The sequence below is a fragment of the Anaerorudis cellulosivorans genome (assembly GCF_025943985.1).
Classification (GTDB): domain Bacteria; phylum Bacteroidota; class Bacteroidia; order Bacteroidales; family Dysgonomonadaceae; genus Anaerorudis; species Anaerorudis cellulosivorans.
The window spans coordinates 38,443-63,758 of record NZ_JAPCWE010000017.1 but is presented as its reverse complement, the minus strand read 5'-3'; the positions used below and the strand labels follow the sequence as shown (position 1 = coordinate 63,758).

Here is a 25,316-nt window from a genome sequence, read left to right as displayed (position 1 = left end):
CTTTTTTATTGAAATTATTTGGTGCGTTTTGATTTCTTTTTTATATTTGCATCGTGGTTTTTTCATAATAGTATTAGATTTAAGGTTAACATGTTTGGCAGGGCGTCGGGAGACATTCTGCCAATATTTTTTCTGAATCTCCATTTTTGATAAAACAGTCATCCTTTCGATCATTTTTCAAACTTTTTTATCGTTGCGATGTTAATCTATTAAGAATCTAACTTTATTTGAAAATGGAAAACGAAGAATTTCAATCTAATCAACAACAGCCAGTAACTCCGCCGACGGCAACCCCGGTGGAAACATGCGATGATTTTCAACAGGCACCCGTGATGAAAGTAAAAGACTGGCTCATCATCTATCTCATTATGATTATTCCCATTGTAAACATCGTGATGCTGTTTATTTGGGCATTCGACAAAAACATTAATCCCAACAAATCAAACTGGGCAAAAGCATCCCTAGTGTGGACTGCTATCGGCTTGATACTTTACATCTTATTTTTGGCCGCATTTTGGTCATCCATTACGGATTTAATGCAAAGCGCCGCCGGGGTATCGGTGTATTGAAATAAGATTAAAAAACACCCGCAACCGGGGTTATGCAGAATAAAAGAGGAATTTCATTGCAATTTCTCTTTTAAAAACCGGCCGGTATACGATTTATCGCAAGCGGCAACTTGCTCAGGTGTACCTTCACAGACAATGTATCCCCCGGCTTTTCCGCCTTCGGGACCCAAATCGATAATATGGTCGGCACACTTGATCACTTCCAGGTTATGCTCGATAATAATAACCGTGTGACCTCTCTCAAGCAGCGCATCAAAAGCTTTCAGCAGTGTTTTGATATCATGAAAGTGCAAACCGGTCGTGGGTTCGTCGAAAATAAAAAGGGTAGGTTCGGTTTTTTCTTCACCCAGATAATAAGCCAGCTTAACCCGCTGATTTTCACCACCTGATAGTGTAGCTGACGACTGTCCCAGTTTTACATAACCCAAACCGACATCGTGAAGGGGTTGAAGACGTTTCACTATCTTTTTCTCGATTGATCCTTTTTGTGCACCAAAAAAATCGATCGCCTGATCCACAGTCATTTCCAACACATCGTAAATATTCATTCCCCGATATTCCACTTCGAGTACTTCGGGCGAGAATCGTTTACCATGACAGGCTTCACACTCCAGCTTGATATCGGCCATAAACTGCATTTCCACTGTGATGGTACCTTCCCCTTTACACTCTTCGCATCGTCCTCCTTCTACATTGAACGAGAAGTAGGCAGGCGAAAAATTCATTTGTTTAGATAGCGGTTGCGCGGCGAAAAGCTTACGGATCTCGTCATACGCCTTGAGGTAGGTTACCGGATTTGAGCGTGACGATTTGCCGATAGGATTCTGATCGACGTACTCGACATGTTTTGCCAATTTAATATCGCCTGAAAGGCCGTTGAATTCGGCATGTTCCATAGCCGTACCTTTGTACTGATACATCAAAGCATTATAAAGCACATCGTTTACGAGGGACGATTTGCCCGATCCGCTCACACCGGTCACCACCGTCATTACGTTGAGCGGAAACTTCACGTCGATATTCTTCAGATTATGCTGGCGTACACCTTTCACTTCGATGTAATTGTTCCATTTGCGACGCGTTTTGGGCACTTCTATCTTTTCTTCTCCTGTGAGATACTTCACGGTGTAACTATCGGAATTCATTTCCAATTCCGACACCTTCCCCTGATATATGATTTCACCACCCAGTACTCCCGCTTTTGGTCCAATATCGATAATGTAATCTGCCGCACGGATAATCTCTTCATCGTGCTCCACAACAACCACCGTATTGCCTAACTGCTGCAACCTTCTGAGTACCTGAATGAGCAAATGGGTATCCCGCGAATGGAGTCCGATGCTGGGTTCATCGAGAATATAGAGCGATCCCACCAGGCTGTTCCCGAGCGACGAAGCGAGGTTAATGCGCTGACTCTCTCCTCCGGAAAGGGTATTGGAAAGGCGATTAAGGGTAAGATAACCTAACCCCACATCGATCAGAAACTGCAATCGGTTATGAATCTCGATGAGCAAGCGCTCGGCAATGAAAGCATCGGTTTCGTCCAAGTTCAACCGATTAAAAAAATCCTTAAGTTCGACAACCGGCATTGTTACCAGTTCGGTAATCGATTTTCCGCCAACTTTCACATACAATGCCTCAGGTTTTAATCGCGTGCCTTTGCATTGGGGACAAACAGTTTTGCCTCGATAGCGCGCCAGCATGACCCGATATTGTATTTTGTAGAGATTCTGCTCAAGCATCCGAAAGAAATCGTTTATGCCATAAATGCCCAATTCATGACGCCCGTTCCACAAAATGTCCTTTTCTTCGTCGGTCAAATCGTAATAGGCCCGATAAATGGGAAAATCCACTTTGTAGGCATTGTTGACAAACTCCTTGCGCCATTCGCTCATTTTTTCGCCTCTCCAACACTGCACACATTCTTCCTGAACCGACAGGCTTTTGTCGGGAATTACCAGATTCTCATCGATTCCTATAACCATGCCGAACCCCTCGCATTGGGGACAAGCACCAACCGGACTGTTGAAATTGAACATCAGTTCGGTTGGTTCTTCGAACTTTATCCCGTCGGCTTCGAAGCGGTTGGAAAAAGTATACGACTCAACCCCCTTTTCTCCCCAAAATCGCACCACACACTCTCCTTCTCCTTCCAGAAAAGCCGTTTCCAACGAATCGGACAACCGGTTGATGGTGGCTTTGTCGGAGGAACACGAAAGACGATCGATCACCAGCATCACTTCTTCTGCCGGAGGAAGATTTTTTTGTGCAAGCAGCTCGTCGATCCGATAAAATTCATCCCCAACATTTACCCGAGTGAATCCTTCCTTGATCAGGATATTCAACTGTTCACGCAAATCGCGCCCGTTGCGCAACACGATGGGAGAAAGAACAACCATACGCGTGCCTTCGCGATATTCCAGCATCTTGCGAATGACATCGCTCACATAATGCCTTTTCACCTCTTTACCCGAAACAGGCGAAATGGTTTTCCCGATACGTGCATAAAGCAGACGCAGATAATCGTAAATTTCGGTGGAAGTGCCTACTGTTGAACGCGGATTGCGGGTATTCACCTTTTGTTCGATTGCAATGGCGGGAGGAATGCCTTTGATGTAATCGCACTCGGGTTTGTTCATGCGACCAAGAAACTGCCGTACATAAGCCGAAAGGCTCTCTACGTAACGTCGCTGTCCCTCAGCATACAGTGTATCGAATGCCAACGACGATTTCCCCGAACCCGAAAGTCCGGTAATAACGGTAAACGTATTTCGGGGAATGGTTACATCAACGTTTTTCAAATTATTGACGCGTGCACCTTTTATTTCGATTTGCTTAAGATTGCTCATCATGTTTTAAATATGCAAAGATAATCACTTTAGCAGCGACAAAAAAGTACATCAATGTCAATAAATCGAAATAATTTGACTATTTTTGCACCTAGATGAAAATTCATTTCGCATGAAGTTTTATCCAGGCACTATTATTCTTAAAATCACCTCTAAATCAAGGAAATAAAAGTGCAAACTCAACAAACGACATCGATTGCAACAGGCGATTTTGCTTTGCCTCTACACGATCCTATCCTTGTTTTTCTGGTACTTTTAGCCATTGTTCTGATTATCCCCTCCCTATTCAAAAGAATCAATCTACCCTCCATTATCGGTCTTATTATCGCCGGAATACTTGTCGGACCTTATGGATTCGATATCCTTTCCAACGATTCCGGTATGGAAATGTTTTCCACCATCGGATTAATGTACATCATGTTTACAGCCGGGCTAGAGCTGGACTTCAACGAATTTGTGGCTAATCGGAACAAAAGTCTTATTTTTGGTTTTTTTACTTTTATGTTTCCATTGCTGATCGGTTACCCCATTTGTCGCTATGTACTCGGCTACGATCAGATGCCTGCTTTTCTTACAGCAAGCATGTTTTCGACCCACACCCTGGTTTCCTACCCTATTGTCAGCCGGATGGGAGTTTCCAAAAATCAGGCTATTGCCATTACGGTAGGGGGGACTATCTTTACCGATGCTGCTGTGCTCATCATACTTGCAATTATCACCTCGGCCAACGATGGCGCACTGAATGGCGGATTCTGGGTAAAACTGATTGTTTCGTTAATCCTGTTCTCCATCATTGTTTTCCTCTTAATTCCAAAACTGGCAAAATGGTTTTTTCAAAAAGTGGAAGACGATAAATATTCTCATTATATTTTTGTCCTTTTCATTTTATTCGTCTGTGGCTTTCTTGCCGAACTCGGGGGATTGGAACCCATTATCGGCGCGTTTGCTGCCGGCTTGGCCCTCAACCGACTGATTCCCCACACCTCAGCCTTAATGAACCGTATCGATTTTTTCGGAAATGCCTTATTTATTCCCATTTTTCTTATTTCGGTGGGCATGATTGTCGACGTAAAAGTGGTTCTTACCGGATGGGAAACCCTGATTGTGGCGCTGGTTTTAACCTGTGTCGCCATTATGGGTAAATGGCTGGCGGCATTTTTCACGCAAAAGGCGTTCAATTATTCGGCATCGCAGCGGGGACTTATTTTCGGATTAAGCAGTTCACATGCAGCAGCTACACTGGCAATCATCATTGTTGGTTACCAGGCGGGCATTCTCGACGAGTATATCCTCAACGGAACCATTATCCTTATCCTCATCACCTGCATTATTTCGTCGTTAGCCACTCAAAGAGCAGCCAAACAATTGGTGATGGAGGAGGAAGAAAGCAGCTTCACTCCCGCCGCATTGGGAAACTATGCTCAGGAAAAAATCCTCGTGGCCATTGCCAATCCGGCAAACATAGGATATCTTGTGGACTTGGCCTTATTGATTAAAGACCCCAAATCTCCAAATCCCGTTTCCTTGTTGGGTGTGGTTCCCAATAATGTAGAAGCCGAAAAAAACATCATCAAATTCCGCCAAAAACTACAAGAATCGGTAATGGATGCTTCTGCAGCAGAAATGAATGTGGACATTATCACCACCATCGATTATAACATCCCCAATGGTATCGTACGCACAGCGCGAGAAACGATGGCCGATATTGTCATCATGGGATGGCCGGGCGGAAAAATAGGACTTCTCGATAAATTACTCGGAGATAAAGTAGATGCCACCATTCGGAGTCTGGACAAAAATCTTTTTATCTGCCATCTCGAAAAACCATTAATTTCAAACAGTAGGATCGTTGTCATTTCTCCGCCACTGGCAGAAAAAGAATACGGCTTCAGTGTATGGCTGAGAAAAGTGGTAAAGCTGGCTCAAGAACTTTCTCTACCTGTCGTCCATCTAGGCCATCCCGACACACAAAAAACAATTGCCGATCAAAAAAACATCAAAAACCTTTTCGTTTTCATTCCGTTCACCGACTGGAACAATCCGATGAGTTGCGCAGAGTACATCAAAGAGGGAGATCTCATCATGTTGGTTTCGGCACATCGAGGATATATCTCCTATATTATAGGACTTGATCATTTCCCCACCCGTTTGGAAACCCTCTTTCCCCACCATAACCGCATTATTATTTACCCACAGCAACATACTCCTAATGTGTTGCTCGAAGCCGATCATCCCATATTTACACCATTCAAGATTTATAAACAACAACCCTCATGAACCCCAAATCAATTTTATACGACTCGATCTTTGTTCTCTCCGTTTTTCTATTTTTTTCCTGTGGTTCATCTAAACAGGCACTGATTCATGTTGCCGACCCGACCCCGAAACATGAATTCCGGGGTACATGGGTACAGACTGTAGGACAAACACGGTATCAAAAAATGAACAGTGCCGCCATGAAACATTACATCGCAGAAATGGTACGGAAACTGGATGAGGCGGGGATAAACGCCGTGATTTTTCAGGTAAGACCCGAAGCAGATGCTTTTTACAAATCGAACATAGAACCCTGGAGTCGATTTCTGACAGGCAAACAGGGTCAGGCACCTGATGATCCCGACTTTGATCCGCTGGCTTTCATCATCGACGAATGCCACAAACGAGGGATGGAACTCCATGCCTGGCTTAACCCCTACCGGGTAAAAACAAACGTCAACTACGAGCTTGCTCCCAACCATATCTATTGGCAATACCCGGAAAGATTCATTCAATATGGGAACCAATTGTTTTTCGACCCGGGTTTGCCCGAAAACCGCGAATTTATTTGTCGTGTAGTGAAAGATATCGTATCACGATACGATGTGGATGCCATCCACATGGACGATTATTTTTATCCTTATCCCATTGCTGGAAAACCTTTCCCCGACGATAAAAGCTTCAATAAATACGCTGCGCTGCAAGGATTCTCGCAAAATCAGCGCGACGATTGGCGCAGAAACAATGTCAATTTACTTATTCAGCAGATTAAATATACGATTGCAGGAGCAAAACCTTGGGTGCGTTTCGGAATCAGCCCATTTGGCATTTACCGCAACAAGAAAAACACGCCTGACGGTTCGGGAAGCGAAACAAACGGACTGGAAAATTATGGTGATCTGTATGCCGACATTCAACTGTGGGTGAAAAAAGGATGGGTCGACTATAATTTACCACAGCTGTATTGGGAAATAGGCCACAAGAATGCCGATTACCAGACTTTACTCAACTGGTGGAACGCCAACAGTTTTGATCGCCCGCTCTATATCGGACAGGATTTGAAACGCAGTATCGATAAAAATGAACTGCTAACCAAAATTCGTCAATCACGTGAAATGGCATTTGTGGAAGGAAACTGTTACTGGTACGGTTATCTGATCACCGAAAACACCAATGAGGCAGCCGATATCCTCAAAAGCCGCATTCATCCGGCAAAATCGCTTATTCCTCCTTATACCCACATGCACAACGGACGTCCCGATAAAGTTAAAAACCTTACCGAGGTTTTTACCGAAGATATGCACTTTCTTACATGGGATCACAAAAAACAATCGGATAATCCCGAAGCTGCTCAGTATTTTGTGGTCTACCGGTTTCGCAAAGGCGAAAAAACAGATACTGGTAAAGCTGAAAATATACTAGAAGTTACGCCGGACAATTTCTATATTCTTCCCTACGAAGGAGGAAAAAACAGTTACACGTATGTGGTTACCGCATTAGATGCTTTTAAGAATGAATCAAAAGCAAAAAAGATAAAAGTAAAGCTCTAATATTTGATAAAAAATATGATTAAAAAGTCGTTGTAAGGCGCATATATTTTAACCAAAACAACTGATATAAAACCGCGAACAAAATATTTCCATTAATTTGAAAAATAAATTAAATTTTTAAACCGAAAAAGAAAATAATGCTGTATATTTGCTTTGAATTCACCCTTTAAATTCAAAGCGGTATGAAAAAATTTGTTGCTTTATGGTTAGCAGCAACGTGTTCACTTGCCTTGTTTTCGCAAGGCAAACCGACTACGAAACCCATGTATTTGTCGTATGGGCCGACAGATGGGAAGAACATCATAAAATTTAATCTGTTGGGTGCTGCTATAAGGAATTACGCTTTTTATGGCGAACGTATGCTGAGCAGAAAGGTAAGTTTAATCCTCGGTTGCAATTTCATGCCGAGAGGAGGCGTACCTTATCTCGAAAATTTTACAGACGATGAAACGTTGAAAACACTTGAAGTGGGCACATTCTCGTTCACGCCCGAACTCCGATTTTATTTGGCTTCGGGATACGGCGGAGGTTTTTACATCGGCCCTTATTACCGGTTCGAACGTTTTTCCCTCTATCAACTATCGACAACTTTTGATGCCGATGAAGAAGAACATACGATCGATCTCGACGGTTCACTCAAAACACACAGTGGGGGAATCGTTCTGGGTTGTCAATGGTTGGTGGGATCGAGAAAAAACATTGTATTGGACTGGTCTATTCTGGGAATTCATGGAGGAATAAGCTCGGGTAATTTTAATGGTTTAACGCAGGAGACAATCTCTCCACAAGATCAAGAAGAAATAAAAGAAGATATTGAAGACGCATTGGACATCCCTATCATCAAGAGCGAAGTTACAGTTAACGATCATTCGGCTCATGTCAAGATTAAGGGGCCGTGGGCATTTATTCGCGGCTCATTCTCTATCGGATACCGATTCTAAAACCTATTAAACACAAGCAAAAGGGTGTATCACAATGTGATTTCACCCTTTTTGTCTTTCTTCTTTTAACGGGAAACAATTTCGACTATTCAATTCTCAGCGGTTAATTTTTGAAACCGCACCTTTTCTTCTATACCGATTTCCTCAACCAATTTTAATATCGCTCATAACCAAAGATTTCCTATCTTTGCACCCGAAATAATTGATAATTCCGCGAATGAACGAATCCGACAAATTCCCCCTGATTGCCAAAACAATGGCAGAACTCGAAGATGTACTTGCAGAAGAACTTATCGGTATTGGAGCCGAAAATGTGGAAATCGGCACCCGCATGGTATCTTTTACAGGAGACAAAGCCTTAATGTACAAGGCAAATATCCATTGCCGCACTGCGTTGAGAATATTGAAACCCATCTATACCTTCAAAGCCGAAAATGCCGATGAAGTGTACGATGAAGTGAAAAAAATGAATTGGGAAGAATACCTTTCGCTCGACAAAACTTTTGCCGTGGATTCGGTAGTTAATTCACACATTTTTACCCATTCCAAGTTCGTCGCTTATCGGGTGAAAGACGCCATCGCCGACTATTTTACGGAAAAATACGGCAAACGTCCATCGGTAAGTGTCAGTAATCCCGATTTGGTATTCAATATCCACATAACTCACAAAACCTGCACGCTGTCGCTCGACAGTTCGGGTGAATCGCTGCACAAGCGCGGCTATCGAGTAGCACAAACCGAAGCACCTCTTAACGAAGTGCTGGCTTCCGGCATGATCCTGAAATCGGGATGGCATGGAGAAAGCACCTTTATCGACCCGATGTGCGGATCGGGAACATTACTGATTGAAGCGGCAATGATTGCCTTGGGTATTCCTCCGGGTATTCATCGAAAACATTTCGCCTTTGAAAACTGGAGCGATTTCGATGAAGAACTTTTTAGCGAAATTTACAATGATGACTCCTGCGCACGCGACTTTCGCTATCGCATCATTGGTTCCGACATCTCTCCAAAGGCTATTGCAGTTGCCGAAAAGAATATTCGAAATGCCGGATTGAAAAAATATATCGATTTGGAGGTGAAAGCATTACAGCAATACACTGAAGCACCTAAACCGGCAGGCGTGTTAATGACCAATCCTCCGTATGGAGAACGCATCAAGGTTGAAGATATCGACGAACTCTATGCGCTAATCGGCGAACGGCTTAAGCACGTTTTTATGGGATACCGTGCTTATATTTTGAGTTACAAAAAAGAATTGTTCGATAAAATCGGACTGAAAGCAAGCAGGCGATTCCCGCTGTTCAACGGTCAACTGGAATGCGAAATGCGAGAATATGAAATTTTCTCGGGCAAGCGAGAAGATCACGTTCGCCACGAACATACCGAATATGATCTTCGTCGCGAACACAAAGAGCGGAAAACGACAGAGGTAGCACGAAGGAATCCTCATGAAGATTTCAAAGGAAAAGACTTTTCATCAAATCGGGGAAAACGGTTTTCGGAAAAGGATGGCGAAAGGCCGTATAAAAGATCGTACGAGGCGAGAAATCGCGATAACAATTCGACAACCGAAAAGAAGCCATTCAGACGTCGGGAAAAATTGTCGGAAGACGATCGGGAAAAACGCGAATATCGACCAAAAAACGATTTTCCACCCAGACATAGATTCGACGAAAAATCTTCATCAAACACACGATTTGAGAAAAAGGGAAAAACGTATAAAGGCGAAAAGAAAACGTTCCGTTCCGATAGAAAATCTTCAGGAACATCATCTCCCAAAAAGAACGAAGAGTGACCGCCAGCCACTCTTTTGTTCTTTCATAATAGTGAAGTCTTCATTTGACGTGAACAAGTGTGCATTGTTCCGAAATCCCGTTTTCGTTAAATGCTTCGATGGTGAAATAGTATTGTTGATCTACCGTAAGTGAGCGCATCATCAATTGATTGTCGTTGTAAACCAGCCAAGAATTGTACAATTTATCCGGCGCGATTCCCCATCGTATGTTGTATCCCTGAGTATTTTCCTGCACATCCCAGGTTAAGAGAGCACCACGTCGGTCATCTTTTCTTTCGACTTTGAATCCGCTTACTTTATGCGGTTTTTGGCCATCACCGGTTCCGAAAATGCGAATGTCGGAAATTGCCAGATAGGGTGTGGGTGCTTCGATGTGTTTATAACGAACATAACGCACGCGTTGTGGCACGGCAAGTTCCTCATAATCGTTTGGAGCATCGCGATAGCTATTGCTTTTGTCGATCAAAGTTTGCCACGTTTTGCCGTCGAACGAACCTTCTACCGTATATCGATGTCGTAATCCGTCAATGCGACCGTAAAGATCCGATTTGTAATCGAAGTAATTGATCTGAATACTTCTCACCGTACAGGGATGCAACAGATCGATCTCAACCCACTGACTATTGTTGTTGCTGTCGGCAAGCCAAAAGGTTTTTGCGTTTTCGTCTGTTAACATTTGCGCCGTATGATCTTCAACAGCAGAAGAGACTTTAACGGGTTTTTTATACGAAAGCAACATCCATCCGGAAAATTCACCCTTTTTCCCGGGTTCCGACGGAGCAAAATGTGGATAGTCGCCATACGAGGTGTCTGCCCACATCAGCCCGTCGCGATCGAAAAAAAGAGGGAACATGCAAAGACGTCTTTCCCAGTTGACATTATAGGATAAAGCCATCGACGCAAAATGCCAATAGGTGTTTTGCGGTCCAAGCACCGTACTCCCATGTCCCGCTCCATTCATAAATCCTCCCGGTTTAAAACTGATAGGATTATTAGGTGCATACACATAAGGCCCCATTGGGTGATCGGCCACGTATACACCGTCGGCATAGACATTGAATTCTGTCCCCGGTGCTGCATATTGCATATAATATTTGCCATTGTGTTTAGTAAGCCAAGGACCTTCGATATAACCCGGTATGGTATCGCTGTTGTTTTCTCCGAAACGTTCCCAACCATGCCGTTCCATATTCTTATTGAACAAAGAATCCGGATTACCGACAGGCAAAAAACGATGATTTTTGTTTAACCGCATTCCTCGAATAGGATAAAGATTGGACGATCCCCAAAACATGTAAGCAGAACCATCGTCGTCGATAAACAAATCGGGATCCTGCAAATCGTGCAAAATTGCAGGAACCGCTTTCCAATCGCCTTTTTTCGGATTGTCGGTATAGAGAATACTCATCGACCCCGAAGGGTCTCCGGTTACGTAAAGCACCGAATCGTTGTAATTGTGAGCCGCAGGAGCATTGCTTCCCTGAAAATACCATTTCTCGGGTTTGATGAAATTCCAATGTAACAGGTCATACGAATGCCAATATCCCATCGATCGGGTTACGAACATATAATACTCGCCTCGAAATTCCACAACAGCCGGATCAGCACCCGAACGGTAAGAAATATCACGGTCAGAATTGTAGATCATATAGGTATAATCTATATCAAGCGGATTGCAATACGTGGTCGATCGGGTTTGTTGTGCACGAAGTCCGATATCGAAAATCCCGACAAATGAAGCGATAATCAATGCAGAAGCAATTTTCTTTTTCTTCATTTTAGTTCATATTATTCTGTAACCGAAAATGAAAGTTCATTCGAATTGTCGGCCGAGTTTTGTGCAACCCACAACTTGAATTCGCCGGGCTCTGTCTTTTTCTTCATATCGATACCATAAAAAGCCAAATCCTCAGATGAAAGTTCGAATGCAATTGTTTTGCTTTCACCGGCTTTCAAAACCACTTTCCTGAATCCTTTCAATTCCTTTACAGGTCGCGTAACGCTTCCTACCAGATCGCGTACATAGAGCTGCACTACCATTTCGCCATCCATCGAACCGGTATTTTCGACAGTTGCCGAAACGATAATTTTGTCGTTTTTCGACTTCATTGTCGATTTATCGATCTTCGCATCGCTAATGGCATACGTCGTGTAACTCAATCCATAACCGAAAGGATAAAGCGGAGTGATTGCAACATCCAGATAGCGCGATTTGTAATCCACATCGGGATTAGCCGGATCAACCGGGCGACCGGTATTTTTGTGATTATAGTAAATGGGAATTTGTCCGACATTGCGCGGGAAAGACATGACCAGACGTCCCGACGGATTATATTCACCTGAGATAACGTCGGCAATTCCATTTCCACCTTCTCTTCCGGGAAACCAGGCTTGGAGGATAGCGTCGAATTGTGAGTCTTCCCACGACAAATCGAGCGGACGTCCGCTTAACACGATCAGAGCAATAGGCTTCCCTGTTTCTTTTAATGCTTTTAATAATTGTCGCTGTGCTTCGGGCAGTCGGATGTCGGTGCGACAAGCTGCTTCGCCCGACCAGTTGAAATCTTCGCCTACGGCCACCAGTATAACATCGGAATTGTGTGCAACAGATACTGCTTGAGCGATGCTTGTGGGACTCGATTCGGTAATGGTACATCCTTTCGCATAATTTAATTTCACGTTTGTGCCTTTGTATGCTTCCGTAAGTCCTTTGAGAATCGAAACGCTTTTATTGCGGTCACCCGAGCCTGCCCATTCGCCATTCAGATTGATAGAATCGTTCATAAGGGGTCCGATGAGTGCAATGCGCACAGTGCAATCTTTTTTTATCGGAAGAAGATTGTTGTCGTTTTTGAGCAGAACGACCGATGCCGCCGCAGCCTTTCGTGCCGTTTCTATAAATTCAGGTTTTTCGATGTTTTCTTTTGCCCGATTCTCATCCAGATATCGGTAAGGATCGTCGAAGAGACCCAACAGAAACTTCATTTCAAGGATACGACATGCCGCATTGTCGATGGTTTTTTCCGATACTTTGCCTTCTTTAACGAGCTTCGAAAGATACTTGATATATGTGGCGCCGGTCATATCCATATCCACTCCGGCATTGACTGCAAGTTCGGCCGCCTGTTTTTCGTCCTTTGCCACACCGTGTGGAACCAACTCGTTGATACCCGTATAATCGCTCACTACGAAACCCGTAAAGCCCCACTCCTTGCGAAGGATATCGGTCAGCAACCATCGGCTTGCCGTTGCGGGAACACCGTTTACCTCATTGAAGGAAGCCATGACCGTACCTACGCCTGCCTCTATTGCAGCCCGATAAGGTTCCAGATACACATTCCGAAGGGTATGTTCCGATAATTCGGCCGGATTATAATCCTTTCCCGCTTCGGAAGCTCCATAGGCAGCAAAATGTTTCACGCAAGCCAAAAGCGTTGTGACATCCGACAAGGATTTCCATCCTTTCTCACCTTGAAATCCTTTTACCCGAGCTTCGGCAATGCGACTTCCCAGATAAGGATCTTCTCCGGCTCCTTCCATTACCCTTCCCCATCGGGGATCGCGAGAAATGTCAACCATTGGCGCAAACGTCCAGTTGACACCGTCCGAAGCGGCTTCGATAGCTGCAACGCGAGCCGTTTGTTTCATGAGATCTAAATCCCATGAACAGGCCTCAGCCAATGGAATGGGAAAAATGGTTTTGTAACCATGAATCACATCCAGCCCGAAGAGAATGGGGATTCCCAATCGTGTGGAATCGACTGCTATCTGCTGCATCCTTTTGATCCCTTCAACCGATGTGGCGTTGAAAACGCTTCCAATTAGACCTTTATATAGATAGGGTTTGAAATCGTCCGACATAACCGGTCCTGTGATCGACCAATTAGCCGAGAATTGGGTCATCTGACCGATTTTTTCCTCCAATGTCATAAGTTTGAGAACCGAATCGACACGCTGTTCGATGCGTTTATCTCCACTGAAACTTTTCCATTTTACCGATGCTGACTCTTTACTGTTTTGATTACATCCGGATAAAAAGAAAAGGCCGATCAGCGATAAAAAAACAAGTATAATTTTTTTCATTTTTCGAATTTTTATAGAGATTACCGTTATAAGGGATTTGAAATGAAACCGAGTTTTTTCAACCCCTCCTGAATTTCCGGAGCTTGCATAAACAATTCCCAGAGAAGCCCCGTCCGATAATTTTCGATCATGGGGGCAATAGTTAATTGATCTATAGCAAGATAACGCTTTGGATACCAGTTGTGATGAATACTGAAAGCATCGTAAAACCCATATTTCCCCCAGATGCGGTCACCGAGTTCGTTGTAGAAATAACGGAGTGCTCTCATCGACTCCTCCGGTGTGTAAGGAAAACTCGACAATGCCGCTGTTGGAGCAATCACCCCTTTATCGTTTTTCATCGGCATGTGAGCCGAGTATCCGTCAATCGAATAACTTGCCGTTAATCCCCAGCATGATTCACCATAACCTTTGAAACCTTTAGGATTCTGAACACAATAAGTGTAATTGATCATGGTCTGATTGTAATTTACATCCCAATAATCGGCATATCTATCGGATAGGCCTTTTGGATTCAATCCAATATACGAATAATGCGCCCAGAATAGCGGGCCTCCGTACTCTTCAGCCCCGTTGTGCTTAAGAATGAGCGGATAACCATAGGCTACGGCATCGCTCTTTATATCACCACCGCGAGCCCATCCATTATGATAAGCCGAAGCGGGGATGGGGTGCGTAGGGGAAGAAGCTGCCAAAATATAGGTAATGAGACATTCGTTGTAGCCTTCAAGCGGAAAATTCATTTCCCATTGATATTCGGGGCTCCAATGCCAATACAGCACATCTTGACCGTTGAGATACCAGTCCCACTCTATTTCGCGCCATAACGTGTCGATTTTTTGTGCAAGCCATTTTTCCTCTGCATTACCGTTTTTAAAATATTCGCGTGCACAAAGCAGTCCTTGCGTGAGAAAAGCCGTTTCCACCAAATCCCCCCCATTGTCTTTCGTGCTGAAAGGCTTAACTTTTCCTGTAGGACCATACATCCAATGCGGCCATACACCGTGGAAACGGTCGGCTTTGGCCAAGTAATCCACGATTTGATGAAAGCGGGCAACGCCTTTCGATCGCGGAATAAGCCCACGCTCGATACCTACAATCAGTCCGGCAATACCAAAACCGCTTCCTCCGGTAGTTATCACCTCGGCATCGTTTTGCGGATAAATACCGTCCATATGAATGCGTTCAGGCGCCAATCCTGAAGTTTTTTCAGCACCTTCCCACATATAATTGAGATGTGTTTTCTGAATATAATCCAAAAATTCGTCATCCGAAGCAAAATCGGTGGGATGATCAGCTACTTGTGAAGATGCTTTCCCTTTTGAATTATTATCGTTACATGACGACAAGGAGACAACGCAAACAATCAGTAAAACAAAAATGGAGTTCGAATATTCGAGATGATTTTTTTTCATTGTTATTAATGTTCGATGTTATTAATTTCCCTTATTCCCCGTTGTACGTCGGGATGACTCATGAACAAGTCCCATACAAAACCGCTGCGATAATTCTCGATCATCACGGTAATGGGAGCCTGATTCAATCCCATGAAAATTGTAGAGCACCAGTTTTCGGTCAAATTAAAGGCATCCCTAAATCCATATTCACCCCACAAAAAATGGCCGTAATGATCATAATAGTTTCTCAAAGCCTGCATTGATTGCGAAGGGGTATACGGAAAAGAAGCCAATGCTCCGGTTGGTGCAATGGTTCCGTTATCCCTTGAAATGACCGGCTCATTGGCTTGATACCCCCATGCAAAATCGCTAGCCGTAATTCCCCAGCAGTTTTCTCCGTAGCCAACATATTTCCCGTGATTTTCCACACAATACCGATAGTTAATTTGGGCAATGGTTTTGTTGTTTTCGAAATAATTGGTGTATTTATCGGTAAAATCGTGGGGGTTCAATCCCAAATAAGAATAATGAATAAAAAACAGCGGTCCACCATTGGATACGCCCACTTTCAAAGGCAATCCGTAATAGGTCTTCCCGTTCACATACAGGGAGCCGTCTTCTGTTTTTCCCCAATTCTTCCTATATTCTTGTGCCCTTTTGCTTTGACTGGCCCATCCGGTATAATACATTTCCGGCTCAATGGGGTGAGTGGGTGACATGATAGCCAGCAAATAGACAATCATCGTTTCGTTCCAACCGATGAGCGGATGATTGATAATCCAACCCTGATCAGGCGACCAGTGCCAGTAAAGAAACGGACTGTCTTCAGTTTGTTTGTACCAATCCCATTCGATATTTCTCCAAAAAGTATCGATTCTTTCCCGTATGGTTTTCTCTTCGAACGAATTTCTGTCAAAAAATTGATGTGCAGCCAATAGCCCCTGCGTCAAAAAAGCGGTCTCCACCAAATCTCCTCCATTATCTTTCGGTCCAAAAAAAGAAATGGTCTTCCCTGTTCGCCCATTCATGAAATGAGATACAGCACCGTGATATTTTTCCGCATTTTCGAGAAAAGAAGTGATTTTAAGAAATCGTTCAACACCTTCTTCTCTTGTTATAAACCCTCGTTCAATGGCAACCAGATTGGCCATTATTCCAAAGCCCGATGCACCGGCAGCGATCATCACCGACCTTCCCGGAATATTTTCTCTTGCCAATCCGCTATACCTTTCGGCACCATCCCAATAGTAACGAAAATGGGCCTCCTCGATCATGTCCAAAAAAACGTCGTCGGTCATTTTCCTCGTTTCTGCTGATAAAACGGAAGATAAAGACGTTTCTTTCAACGCATAATCGACAGCCGAAATCCGGTAAAAAGCTTTTTTGCCGGTCTCGCCTATAAAATCTGTAAATCGGTCTATTCGAGGACGTTGAATACCGATGGGTACAAAAGTTTGCCCGTCGAAAGAACGATAAATGCGAATATATTTTATGTTTTCGATGTTCTCTGCCTCCCACCATAAATCGATATGCCTTTCAAAAGCCTTGATTCCTTTCAGCTCGGGTATTTTCAAAGGAAAAAAATATCCTCCTCTCACGGGTAAAAATTCGATATCGTCAACATAAAGCAGGTGTGTCTGATTGTCGGATTGATTCTGACGGAAAACAACTGCCGCTAAGTCTTTGATGCGATTGCTATCTATATCGCTACATCCTAAATCGATCAATGGAATGGAAATATTCTGCCATTTACCTGACTCTACATGCGGAATATAATTTTCCAACGAAACAAAATTTGTCAAGGAGCTGTCTTTATAACGCAACCCTATTTTCGGCAACACCAAAGAAGAAAAGCATCCGTCAATCTTCAGCTGAAAAGACAAAACAGCCGGTTTTTTGAAATGATCGTTTCCCCTTACAGGACGATACTGCACCTCAGCGCACCAATCTCCATTTTCTGCCGACACATATTGTAATTCCAGTGAATTTCCCGGTGAGTAAAACTCTTCCTCATTCACGAGTAACTTCTGTTGTGCATTTTTTAACCATGAAGGGGATTGATAATCGGTTTTAGAGTAATAATAACGTCCCTTCATCAGACTGTTGTCGAAAAAAACATAGTCGAACAATGGTTCGCAGGCTTTCAAAAAAACAGGGAAAAGCAATAAACCCGATAGTACACAAAAAAATAACCTCATAAAACATAAAAAAAAGAAAAAGAGAGCCTGCCTGTTGTAGGCATCACTCTCTTTCGGATAATATTATTTTAAATTCGGATTCAAATCGATTTGATTCTGCGGAATAGGATAATATTCGCCTTCTCCGTGTACAAATCCCGGAAGGACGTCTGGAGCTTTGCCTGTACGAACAAGATCGAAGAAACGTTCGCCCCACTCCATAGCGAACTCCGCACGACGTTCATCCAATATCTGATCGAGCGTTACATTGGCAATGGGGGACAATTTTGCTCTGGCACGCACCAAATTAAACGGCTCATCGCCATTCTGTTGGGTGCGAACTTTTGCTTCGGCATTCATCAAGAGCACATCGGCATAACGGAATACCCGGATATTGTTGTTCATGCCGTATGCATTTCTTCCGGGTGTCATCTGATTAGCAGGTGTATAGGCCTTGCCGTTATAGCAATCGGGTTCACCCGGATTTCCAGGAGGAATGGTATCGCCCGAAGGCGTGCGCCGACCGGCATAAAGGAAAGTCGTCTTTGCACGAACAGAATCATTCCTTTCAGCCATAAACGAGCGGATTTCTTGCGTCGGGACCATAAATCCCCATCCCTGAATCGGACTGATGCCGTTTCTTGGTCCTTGAAAAGCAAACCACGCATCGGAAGTCACCGCATCCCCACTGCCAGCGCCAAAATCGGTAAACTGCAATTCATAAAGAGATTCATTCGATAATTTGCCCGGGATCTTGAACAGTTGATAATAATCGGGATATAAGCTAAATTTCTGGCTATCGATAATCTCTTGAGTTGCATTCAGCACAGTAGTATAATCGCCATCCAAAAGTGCCACTTTTGCTTTCAGCATCAATGCCGAATATTTGGTAACCGCACCCGGTTTATTGGGAACTTCATTCGGCCGAAGATTAGGAAGATGAGCAATACAATAATCCATTTCATTTTGAATGAATTGCCGTACTTCTTCTATCGAATTTTTTTCAATAGTCAAAGCCTGATTATCTATCAATATAGGTGCTGCGCCCCAATATTGGGTTATCCTGTAGAAAGCCATTGCTCTTAAAAAACGCACTTCAGCCGTATATTGATTGTATTTTTCCATATCGGAGCTGCTTGTAATGTTTTCCTTGTATCTGTCCAACGATTCTAATGCAGCATTTGCCGTAGTAACCACATTATAAAGCCCTTCCCAAGTGGCATTTAATGCCCAAAAACCACTAATCCTATCGTATTGAAACTGTTTGGCATAATTGAATTCTATCTGATCATTTGGGGCCGAACCTTTATTCACATCATCACCCCTTATTGCAATCAAGCCATAAGCACCCCAAAAAGAAAACTTGAAAGCCGCTACCGCATATACGCCGGAAACAGGCATATACATGTTGTTCAGATTGGTATAATCCACTTCTTCCTGTGCAACCGTATTTTCGGGCAACTTGTCCAAAAAATCGGAACATCCACTCATGAATAGGATAAGGGAAACGAACGCAACGATGAATATTCCCTTAATCGATATAATTTTTTTCATTGTTATTCAAGTTTTTAATGATTAGTAAACAATTCGCAAGCCAACGGTATATGTTGCCGATAAAGGATATACCTGACGGTCGAACCCTATTCCGCCAACTTCAGGTGTAAATCCGTTGGAAGTGAAATAGGTATAGGGTCTTTCAGCCGTTAGGCTGATACGGATGGTCGGCATGGTGAACGATCCCATTTCTTTTTTCGGGAAAGTATAGGCTGCCTGAATATTTTGAATACGAAAATACGATCCATCCTCAATGAAAAATGAGTTGAATTTCGATATATTCCAAGGATTGACTGTCCCTTTCGCCGAAGGATATTTGTTCGTAGAACCTTCACCGGTCCATCTGTTTACAACCATATCGGCATCATAATTAATATCTCCTTGCCATCTTCTGAGTCCTCTCTTCTGATTAACAATTTCGTTTCCGTAAACACCTTGCATAACCACAGAGAAATCAAAATTCTTATATGTTAACCCTGCATTCAAACCGTAATTAAAATCAGGAATATACGAACCAAGAATTACCCTGTCTTCATCATTGATCTTTTTATCTCCATTGATGTCCTGGTACTTAAAATCGCCGGGATTCAAACCGTTTGCCACAGCAATAGGATCATTATTAATCTCTTCTTGATTTTGATAAACTCCCACAACTTTATGGCCATAATAAGCATTCAATGGTCCTCCCACTTTTGAAATCGTCCTAAATTCGGCAGATCCGCCATAGAGGTAAGGCAAGCCATTGAAATCTTTCACCTTATTATTAATGGTTGTGATATTTCCTCCCACAAAGTAAGAGAGGTTGGGGTTGATTTTATCCTGCCAATTCAATGTCAATTCTATACCTGAATTAAGGATTCTTCCATAATTTCCCAACAACGAGCCGGCACCCATGGGAAGTGGAGCATCAATAACGGCATTTTCGGTCATACGGTAATAATAATCGGCTTCAAGGTGTAAACGATTGGCAAGCATATTGGTTTCAAAACCGATGTTGGTTTCGTTTATCACTTCCCATCGCAACCAACTGAAATAAATAAGGTTAGTATATCCGGGAATGATGCCGTTGCCAAAAACACCCGAGGTACTCAAGTTTTGGGTTACTGAGGCAAACCCATCACTTGCCGGTACTTTGTCGTTACCCAATTTTCCCCAGCTTGCACGAAGTTTAAGGTAATCAATGAAATTTTGTTGTTTCATAAAATCCTCTTCACTCACATTCCACGAAACACCAAAAGACGGAAAATACCCCCATTTTTCCTGGTATTTGGAACTTCCATCAGCCCGCATAGTGGCAGAAAGATAATATTTGCCAGCATAATTATAGGTTACACGACCAAAATAAGAGAGCCCTTTGTAGGTATAACCGTCATCACCTGTTTTTCTTCCATCGGCATTCCCCTGAGAAAGATAAAGATATTCTTCAAAATCGCCGGGCACACCAGTTGCTTCACCCCACAAATTACGATAACTTTCGCTTCTAAAAGATTGACCTAACATTGCAGTAACATTGTGTTTATCAAAATCCTGCATATAAGTCAACGTGTTGTCAACAATCCAGTTCCTTACATTATTGTTGTATTTGTTTAAACGAGAAACTGTGTTTTCTTGACCTCCTCCAACACGAAATTCCGGGGTATATGTTCTTCCGTTTTCAAAAGAAATATCCTGACTATAAGAGGTTTTAAAAGTTAACCTGTTTTGAGGTAAAAGATACAATTCTGCGTAGAAAGTAGGTAAAAACTGACTTTTATTGCTTTTTGCATTATTATAATATGCAGCAGCAACAGGATTACCGAAATAAGACGAGTATCCTACTTGTGCAGGTGCAGCAAATTTCTCAGGATAAGCTGCCGTATTTTTTTCATCATAAACAGGGAATATGGGAGGAGCAATAAAAGCCGATTCCCATGCAAAATTGTTGGGATCCCTTTTCTTTGCATTGCTGTAAATCAGATTAGCTCCGACCTTTAACCAATCCGATACAAAATAATCTGATTTGGTACGAATATTAAAACGTTCATAATCATTTACGGCATCCATTATCCCTTCTTGAAATAAATAATTCAGACCTACAGAATAGGCTACTTTATCCGATCCTCCCGTAATATCCAACGAATGATTTTGCATTTGTGCTGTCCGCAGCAATTCGTCGTACCAGTCGGTACTTACAGCAGGAATGATATTAGTTTTGTCTCCGCCATACAGTTCGATAGATTTAAGCAGAACAGCCTTATCCGTTTCGCTTCCTTTTTCCAGCTGCATAGTGGCATACTGTTGCGAATTGGCCATTTTAAGAACATCTGTGGCACTTTGAACGCCATAATATCCATCGTAAGTAATCGTAGGTTTTGCATTGAGTATGCCTTTTTTGGTTGTCACAATAACAACACCGTTCGCAGCCCGAACTCCATAAATAGAAGCGGCGGAAGCATCTTTTAAAATAGATATATCCTGAATATCGCTGTTATTCAGAAAATTGATGTTATCATAAAACATGCCGTCCACCACATACAAAGGCTGGGTATCGGCAAATGAACCTATTCCGCGAATTTTGACATCGGGTCCTGCTCCAGGTTGGCCGGTGTTATTTATCAAAACACCGGCAACTTTTCCTTGCAGGGAACTCATGGGAGAAGTTGTAGCATGTTTAATAATGTCTTCTGACTTTACAACCGCTATAGGAGCTGTTAGATCTTTTGACTTACTGGTGCCGTACCCTATTACCACCACTTCCTCCAATGCTTGAACGTCTTCCGCTAAAGCAACATTTATCGTGGAACGCCCATTTACTTGCTCTTCCACTGTGAGCATGCCAATATAACTGTATACAATCGTGGCATTCTCGGGAACATTTTCCAATGTATAATTTCCGTCCATATCGGTAACCGTTCCAATAGTTGTTCCCTTAACCATTACGGTAGCCCCGATAACAGGATTACCGGTAGCCTTCTCTGTCACTACTCCGGAAACTCTTATGCGCTGTTGAGCAAAAGAGCATAGAGGAACGAGAAGTAATGTGAAAATAAAAATTAATTTGAATTTCATAAGTTCAATCATTTACTTGTTAACTGAATTTTTCGAAACAAAGAAAATGATTGCATATTCCAAAAGCAAAATTTATGGTTCGTTGAAAATACTATATGTTATATAACATGTTTTTGAAGTATACTTTATCACCTCACAAAAGCTTATAATTCATTGTCTATTAGATTTTTTGAAAAGTTAAACCTTGACTCGAAAACGAAGTGTTTTATTTGAAATTAATCATAAAAGCGATCAAGTCGTCTTTCTCTTCAAGGGCTAATTTTTTTCTTAGGCGATATCGGGCAGCTTCAACGCCTCTAATGGAAAGGTTCAACATCTTTGCAATATCTTTAGATGAATAATTCAGCCGAAGAAGTGCACATAATCTAAGGTCGGAAGAAGTAAGCGACGGATATCTCTCCTTAAGTTTTCTGAAAAAATTTTCGTGAATAAGATCAAAGTTATCCTGAAAAACCGTCCATTCATCTTTCTCCGAAAAATTACTTTCAATCATTTTAATCAGTTCGTTTCCTTGGGTTCGCTGAATCTTCCCTGAAAGGATATTATGCTGAATCTCTTTTTTGAGACTATTCAGAAATTCCTCATGATTAATGATAAGCATTGTGGCATTGGCCAATTCTTTACTTTTATGGGTTAAATCGGCTTGTAACTGTTCGTTTTTCAAAGCGGTTATGATTTTCTCCTGTCTTTCCACTTGTGCAATCCTTTCTTTTTCCCGTTGGGCAAAAGCTTTATTTTTGCGTCGAATAACGGTATTCAGATATTGATTAATAATCCAACCGGTAAGCATCATAAACGCCAAGACATAAAACAAAATAGCCCAACCTGTTTTATACCAAGGAGTTGTTATTTGAAAAGGAAACGTATATTGGGATAACTCGCGACCGTCCTCGCTTATCACCCTTGCTTTCAACATATAATTTCCGGAGGGAAGATTCGCATAATTTACACTCAAGTCGGGAGGAAGAGTCATCCACTCCGAGTCATAATCCTCAAGAAGGCACTCAATTTTAATGGGTTTCCTCGAATAGTCCGGATATTGAAATTGGAAAGTCAGGTTATTATTTTTATAAGAAATTGCATTCTTTTTAGTAAGAGGCAAATAGGTTACTTGATTGCTCTTGCGATTATAACAAGACACCCAAGACAAAGCAAAACGAGGCCACATTTTTTGATCTGTTTTTTTCACGGGAACATATTTCCCTATTCCGCCGTTCAAACAAAAATAGGATATTCCGTTATCATCTACATAAACATTACCGCGTCCCATATTCGGAGGATTATTCAGGATACTGAAAGGGATCTTTTCCTGGATCTTATAATGCCCGTCTTTATAACGAATAAGGGAATATTCATTGTTTCGAACAAACCAACATAAACTGTCATTCACCATAACCACTCGATGTGTATCGGCCAATTCCGAAAGATCTTGGTTTAATTGATCAAAGAGAGTGATTTTTTGTGCAATATCATCATACGTATAAAAAGCATGCCCATCGGCAAATATAATTCTCCCGCGCAATTTCATTACCCGAATGGGATTTGGATAATTTTGCAGGGAATCGAGCGTGGAAAAATATTCTTTTTCGACAATTTTTTGTAATTGCTCATCAATCCGTAATCGATAGACGCCTTTGTACATGTGACCAGCCCAAACATTTCCGGTATGATCAACCTCAATACGATTGATCAGATCGGAAAAATTATCGAGTTTATGGCTGAATACCCACTGCCCGTTAATTTGGTTAAACATCTGTAAATCGGAATAAGTAGACTCTAACAACAGGTCGCGACCATAAAGATTGACTGCTTTTATGTCCATCCCTCCGCCACTCGAATTTATCACAGGAATATTCTTGTCATCTTTTAGGAATGAAGTTCCTTCATTATTACCTATAATAATTTGGTCATTAAACTTCCGAATAAACCAAGATTGAATTTCAAATCCCGGCAAAGCAATTATTTTATCCAATGTTTCGGAATACTTATAAATTCCCTGGTTGGTGGCCAAATAAAACGTATGGTTATCGATAAGCAAATCTTCAACCAGTCCAATCTGAATATCGACGGGTTCGAAAAAGGAGATGGGAGATTTTGTCTGAACATAGGCTACCCCGTTATCTAATGCCACCCATACGTTGTTTTCATTATCGCAAAAAAGGCCAAGAACAGTATTATTGTTAAGCCCGTTGTTTCGGTTTAAATGATAATTCAGTTGGCCTTTCATATCTAAAACAAAAATTCCGTCGCTTAACGTTCCGATAATATAAATTGAATCGGCTATCGATACAACCCTATTTATTCTTGCTCTCTTCAATTCTTTATCCACAGCTGTTTTCCATTCAGAAAGCGTGTTCGAATGAATCGAATATTCCAATATCCCGCTTTTCGAAGAAAAAAGAAGCAAATTCTTTCCAAAAGGTTGTACCGATACAATCTCATCATTTTTGAGTTGTTCGTGGGTTAACAAAAGTTCAAAATCATTACCGTTATATCGATAGAAATGTTCATTAATGTATTGAGCATACAATGTGTCCTTAATCGAAAAAAAGTACAAAGGTGCAGGATCAGATTTGAAATATTTAATTTCCGGCCATTTTTCATTGTAAACAAAATAAGAAGAAAAAGTCTGAAAAAACAGGGTATCGTTTAATTGTTGAATGGTCCAAACCTCATCATTATGAAATTGATAGTTCTTCACTAAAGGTTTGAACGAATGATAAATAAAACGATTTGCTGCATTTCTTTCAAAAAAACCAAACTCTTCGAAAGACCCTACATATATTCTTTCGGGATTGCGGTTTTTATCGATAAAGATCGATTTAATTCCCAAATTATTCGGCAAACGATATAAATTCCAGTTAACGCCGTCAAAAGTCAACAAGCCTTTGTTATTCCCAATATAAATCACACCATCTTTACCCTGAGCTATTGCCCAATTTTGATTTTCTGCATTATAAATAGTGCTGGTGTAATTATAAACGGGCGGCACAAATGAAGGAATTCGTGCCTGCACGGTAGTAAAAAGGAATAAAAAAAATATTGCTAAACAAACAAAATATTGTTTTTTATACGAAAAAAATGGCAACATGTA

General features: G+C 42.0%; 13 protein-coding genes. 5 read left to right on the top strand and 8 right to left on the bottom strand.

The genetic code is table 11. The features are described from left to right. The first annotated feature begins 233 nt into the window (after nucleotides 1-233). On the top strand, nucleotides 234-569 hold the full coding sequence (locus OLM34_RS09785) for a hypothetical protein (RefSeq protein ID WP_264406980.1): 336 nt from the start codon (nucleotides 234-236) through the stop codon (nucleotides 567-569). Nucleotides 570-622: 53 nt separating this feature from the next. Here the strand turns inward: OLM34_RS09785 and uvrA are convergent, their stop codons facing one another. Then, nucleotides 623-3,418: an excinuclease ABC subunit UvrA gene (gene uvrA, locus OLM34_RS09780; protein ID WP_264406991.1), complete on the bottom strand. Its 2,796-nt coding sequence runs from the start codon at nucleotides 3,416-3,418 to the stop codon at nucleotides 623-625. A 171-nt stretch (nucleotides 3,419-3,589) separates the two neighbouring features. On the opposite strand from uvrA, the gene OLM34_RS09775 reads away from it, so the two are divergent. The 4 genes from OLM34_RS09775 (at nucleotide 3,590) to OLM34_RS09760 (ending at nucleotide 9,963) form a co-directional block, all read left to right on the top strand. Further along, nucleotides 3,590-5,695 (top strand): cation:proton antiporter, encoded by a 2,106-nt coding sequence (locus OLM34_RS09775; RefSeq protein ID WP_264406979.1) that lies wholly within the window; start codon nucleotides 3,590-3,592, stop codon nucleotides 5,693-5,695. After that, nucleotides 5,692-7,224, top strand: a complete 1,533-nt coding sequence (locus OLM34_RS09770; protein ID WP_264406978.1) for a glycoside hydrolase family 10 protein — start codon at nucleotides 5,692-5,694, stop codon at nucleotides 7,222-7,224. Before OLM34_RS09775 ends, OLM34_RS09770 begins: the two co-directional genes overlap by 4 nt. A gap of 182 nt (nucleotides 7,225-7,406) precedes the next feature. Then, on the top strand, nucleotides 7,407-8,165 hold the full coding sequence (locus tag OLM34_RS09765; RefSeq protein WP_264406976.1) for a DUF3575 domain-containing protein: 759 nt from the start codon (nucleotides 7,407-7,409) through the stop codon (nucleotides 8,163-8,165). A gap of 217 nt (nucleotides 8,166-8,382) precedes the next feature. Next, nucleotides 8,383-9,963 carry a THUMP domain-containing protein gene (locus OLM34_RS09760; RefSeq protein WP_264406974.1) on the top strand — a complete coding sequence of 527 codons (1,581 nt, stop codon included), beginning with the start codon at nucleotides 8,383-8,385 and terminating at the stop codon, nucleotides 9,961-9,963. A gap of 40 nt (nucleotides 9,964-10,003) precedes the next feature. Here the strand turns inward: OLM34_RS09760 and OLM34_RS09755 are convergent, their stop codons facing one another. From OLM34_RS09755 to OLM34_RS09725, 7 genes are all read right to left on the bottom strand, one after another. Further along, nucleotides 10,004-11,740 carry a family 43 glycosylhydrolase gene (locus OLM34_RS09755; protein WP_264406972.1) on the bottom strand — a complete coding sequence of 579 codons (1,737 nt, stop codon included), beginning with the start codon at nucleotides 11,738-11,740 and terminating at the stop codon, nucleotides 10,004-10,006. A gap of 11 nt (nucleotides 11,741-11,751) precedes the next feature. Next, nucleotides 11,752-14,046 carry a beta-glucosidase BglX gene (gene bglX, locus OLM34_RS09750; protein WP_264406971.1) on the bottom strand — a complete coding sequence of 765 codons (2,295 nt, stop codon included), beginning with the start codon at nucleotides 14,044-14,046 and terminating at the stop codon, nucleotides 11,752-11,754. Nucleotides 14,047-14,072: 26 nt separating this feature from the next. Then, entirely contained in the window at nucleotides 14,073-15,461 is a 1,389-nt protein-coding gene (locus OLM34_RS09745) for a glucoamylase family protein (RefSeq protein ID WP_264406970.1), read from the bottom strand. 5 nt (nucleotides 15,462-15,466) lie between these two features. Next, entirely contained in the window at nucleotides 15,467-17,641 is a 2,175-nt protein-coding gene (locus OLM34_RS09740; RefSeq protein WP_264406969.1) for a glucoamylase family protein, read from the bottom strand. Nucleotides 17,642-17,704: 63 nt separating this feature from the next. Next, a complete protein-coding gene (locus tag OLM34_RS09735; RefSeq protein ID WP_413777217.1) occupies nucleotides 17,705-19,174 on the bottom strand; it encodes a RagB/SusD family nutrient uptake outer membrane protein in 1,470 nt (489 codons plus the stop codon). 21 nt (nucleotides 19,175-19,195) lie between these two features. Beyond that, complete coding sequence (locus OLM34_RS09730; protein ID WP_264406968.1) at nucleotides 19,196-22,222, bottom strand: SusC/RagA family TonB-linked outer membrane protein; 3,027 nt, start codon at nucleotides 22,220-22,222, stop codon at nucleotides 19,196-19,198. A 205-nt stretch (nucleotides 22,223-22,427) separates the two neighbouring features. Beyond that, the gene (locus OLM34_RS09725; protein ID WP_264406967.1) at nucleotides 22,428-25,313 is read right to left on the bottom strand and encodes a triple tyrosine motif-containing protein; all 2,886 of its coding nucleotides are present in this window, start codon (nucleotides 25,311-25,313) and stop codon (nucleotides 22,428-22,430) included. Nucleotides 25,314-25,316: the final 3 nt, after the last annotated feature.

Bases quoted from the DNA above. Each gene is read 5' to 3' on its own strand.
- OLM34_RS09785 (WP_264406980.1), top strand. From the start codon at position 234: ATGGAAAACGAAGAATTTCAATCTAATCAACAACAGCCAGTAACTCCG.
- uvrA (WP_264406991.1), bottom strand. From the start codon at position 3,418: ATGAGCAATCTTAAGCAAATCGAAATAAAAGGTGCACGCGTCAATAAT.
- OLM34_RS09770 (WP_264406978.1), top strand. From the start codon at position 5,692: ATGAACCCCAAATCAATTTTATACGACTCGATCTTTGTTCTCTCCGTT.
- OLM34_RS09765 (WP_264406976.1), top strand. From the start codon at position 7,407: ATGAAAAAATTTGTTGCTTTATGGTTAGCAGCAACGTGTTCACTTGCC.
- OLM34_RS09760 (WP_264406974.1), top strand. From the start codon at position 8,383: ATGAACGAATCCGACAAATTCCCCCTGATTGCCAAAACAATGGCAGAA.
- OLM34_RS09755 (WP_264406972.1), bottom strand. From the start codon at position 11,740: ATGAAGAAAAAGAAAATTGCTTCTGCATTGATTATCGCTTCATTTGTC.
- bglX (WP_264406971.1), bottom strand. From the start codon at position 14,046: ATGAAAAAAATTATACTTGTTTTTTTATCGCTGATCGGCCTTTTCTTT.
- OLM34_RS09745 (WP_264406970.1), bottom strand. From the start codon at position 15,461: ATGAAAAAAAATCATCTCGAATATTCGAACTCCATTTTTGTTTTACTG.
- OLM34_RS09740 (WP_264406969.1), bottom strand. From the start codon at position 17,641: ATGAGGTTATTTTTTTGTGTACTATCGGGTTTATTGCTTTTCCCTGTT.
- OLM34_RS09735 (WP_413777217.1), bottom strand. From the start codon at position 19,174: ATGAAAAAAATTATATCGATTAAGGGAATATTCATCGTTGCGTTCGTT.
- OLM34_RS09730 (WP_264406968.1), bottom strand. From the start codon at position 22,222: ATGAAATTCAAATTAATTTTTATTTTCACATTACTTCTCGTTCCTCTA.
- OLM34_RS09725 (WP_264406967.1), bottom strand. From the start codon at position 25,313: ATGTTGCCATTTTTTTCGTATAAAAAACAATATTTTGTTTGTTTAGCA.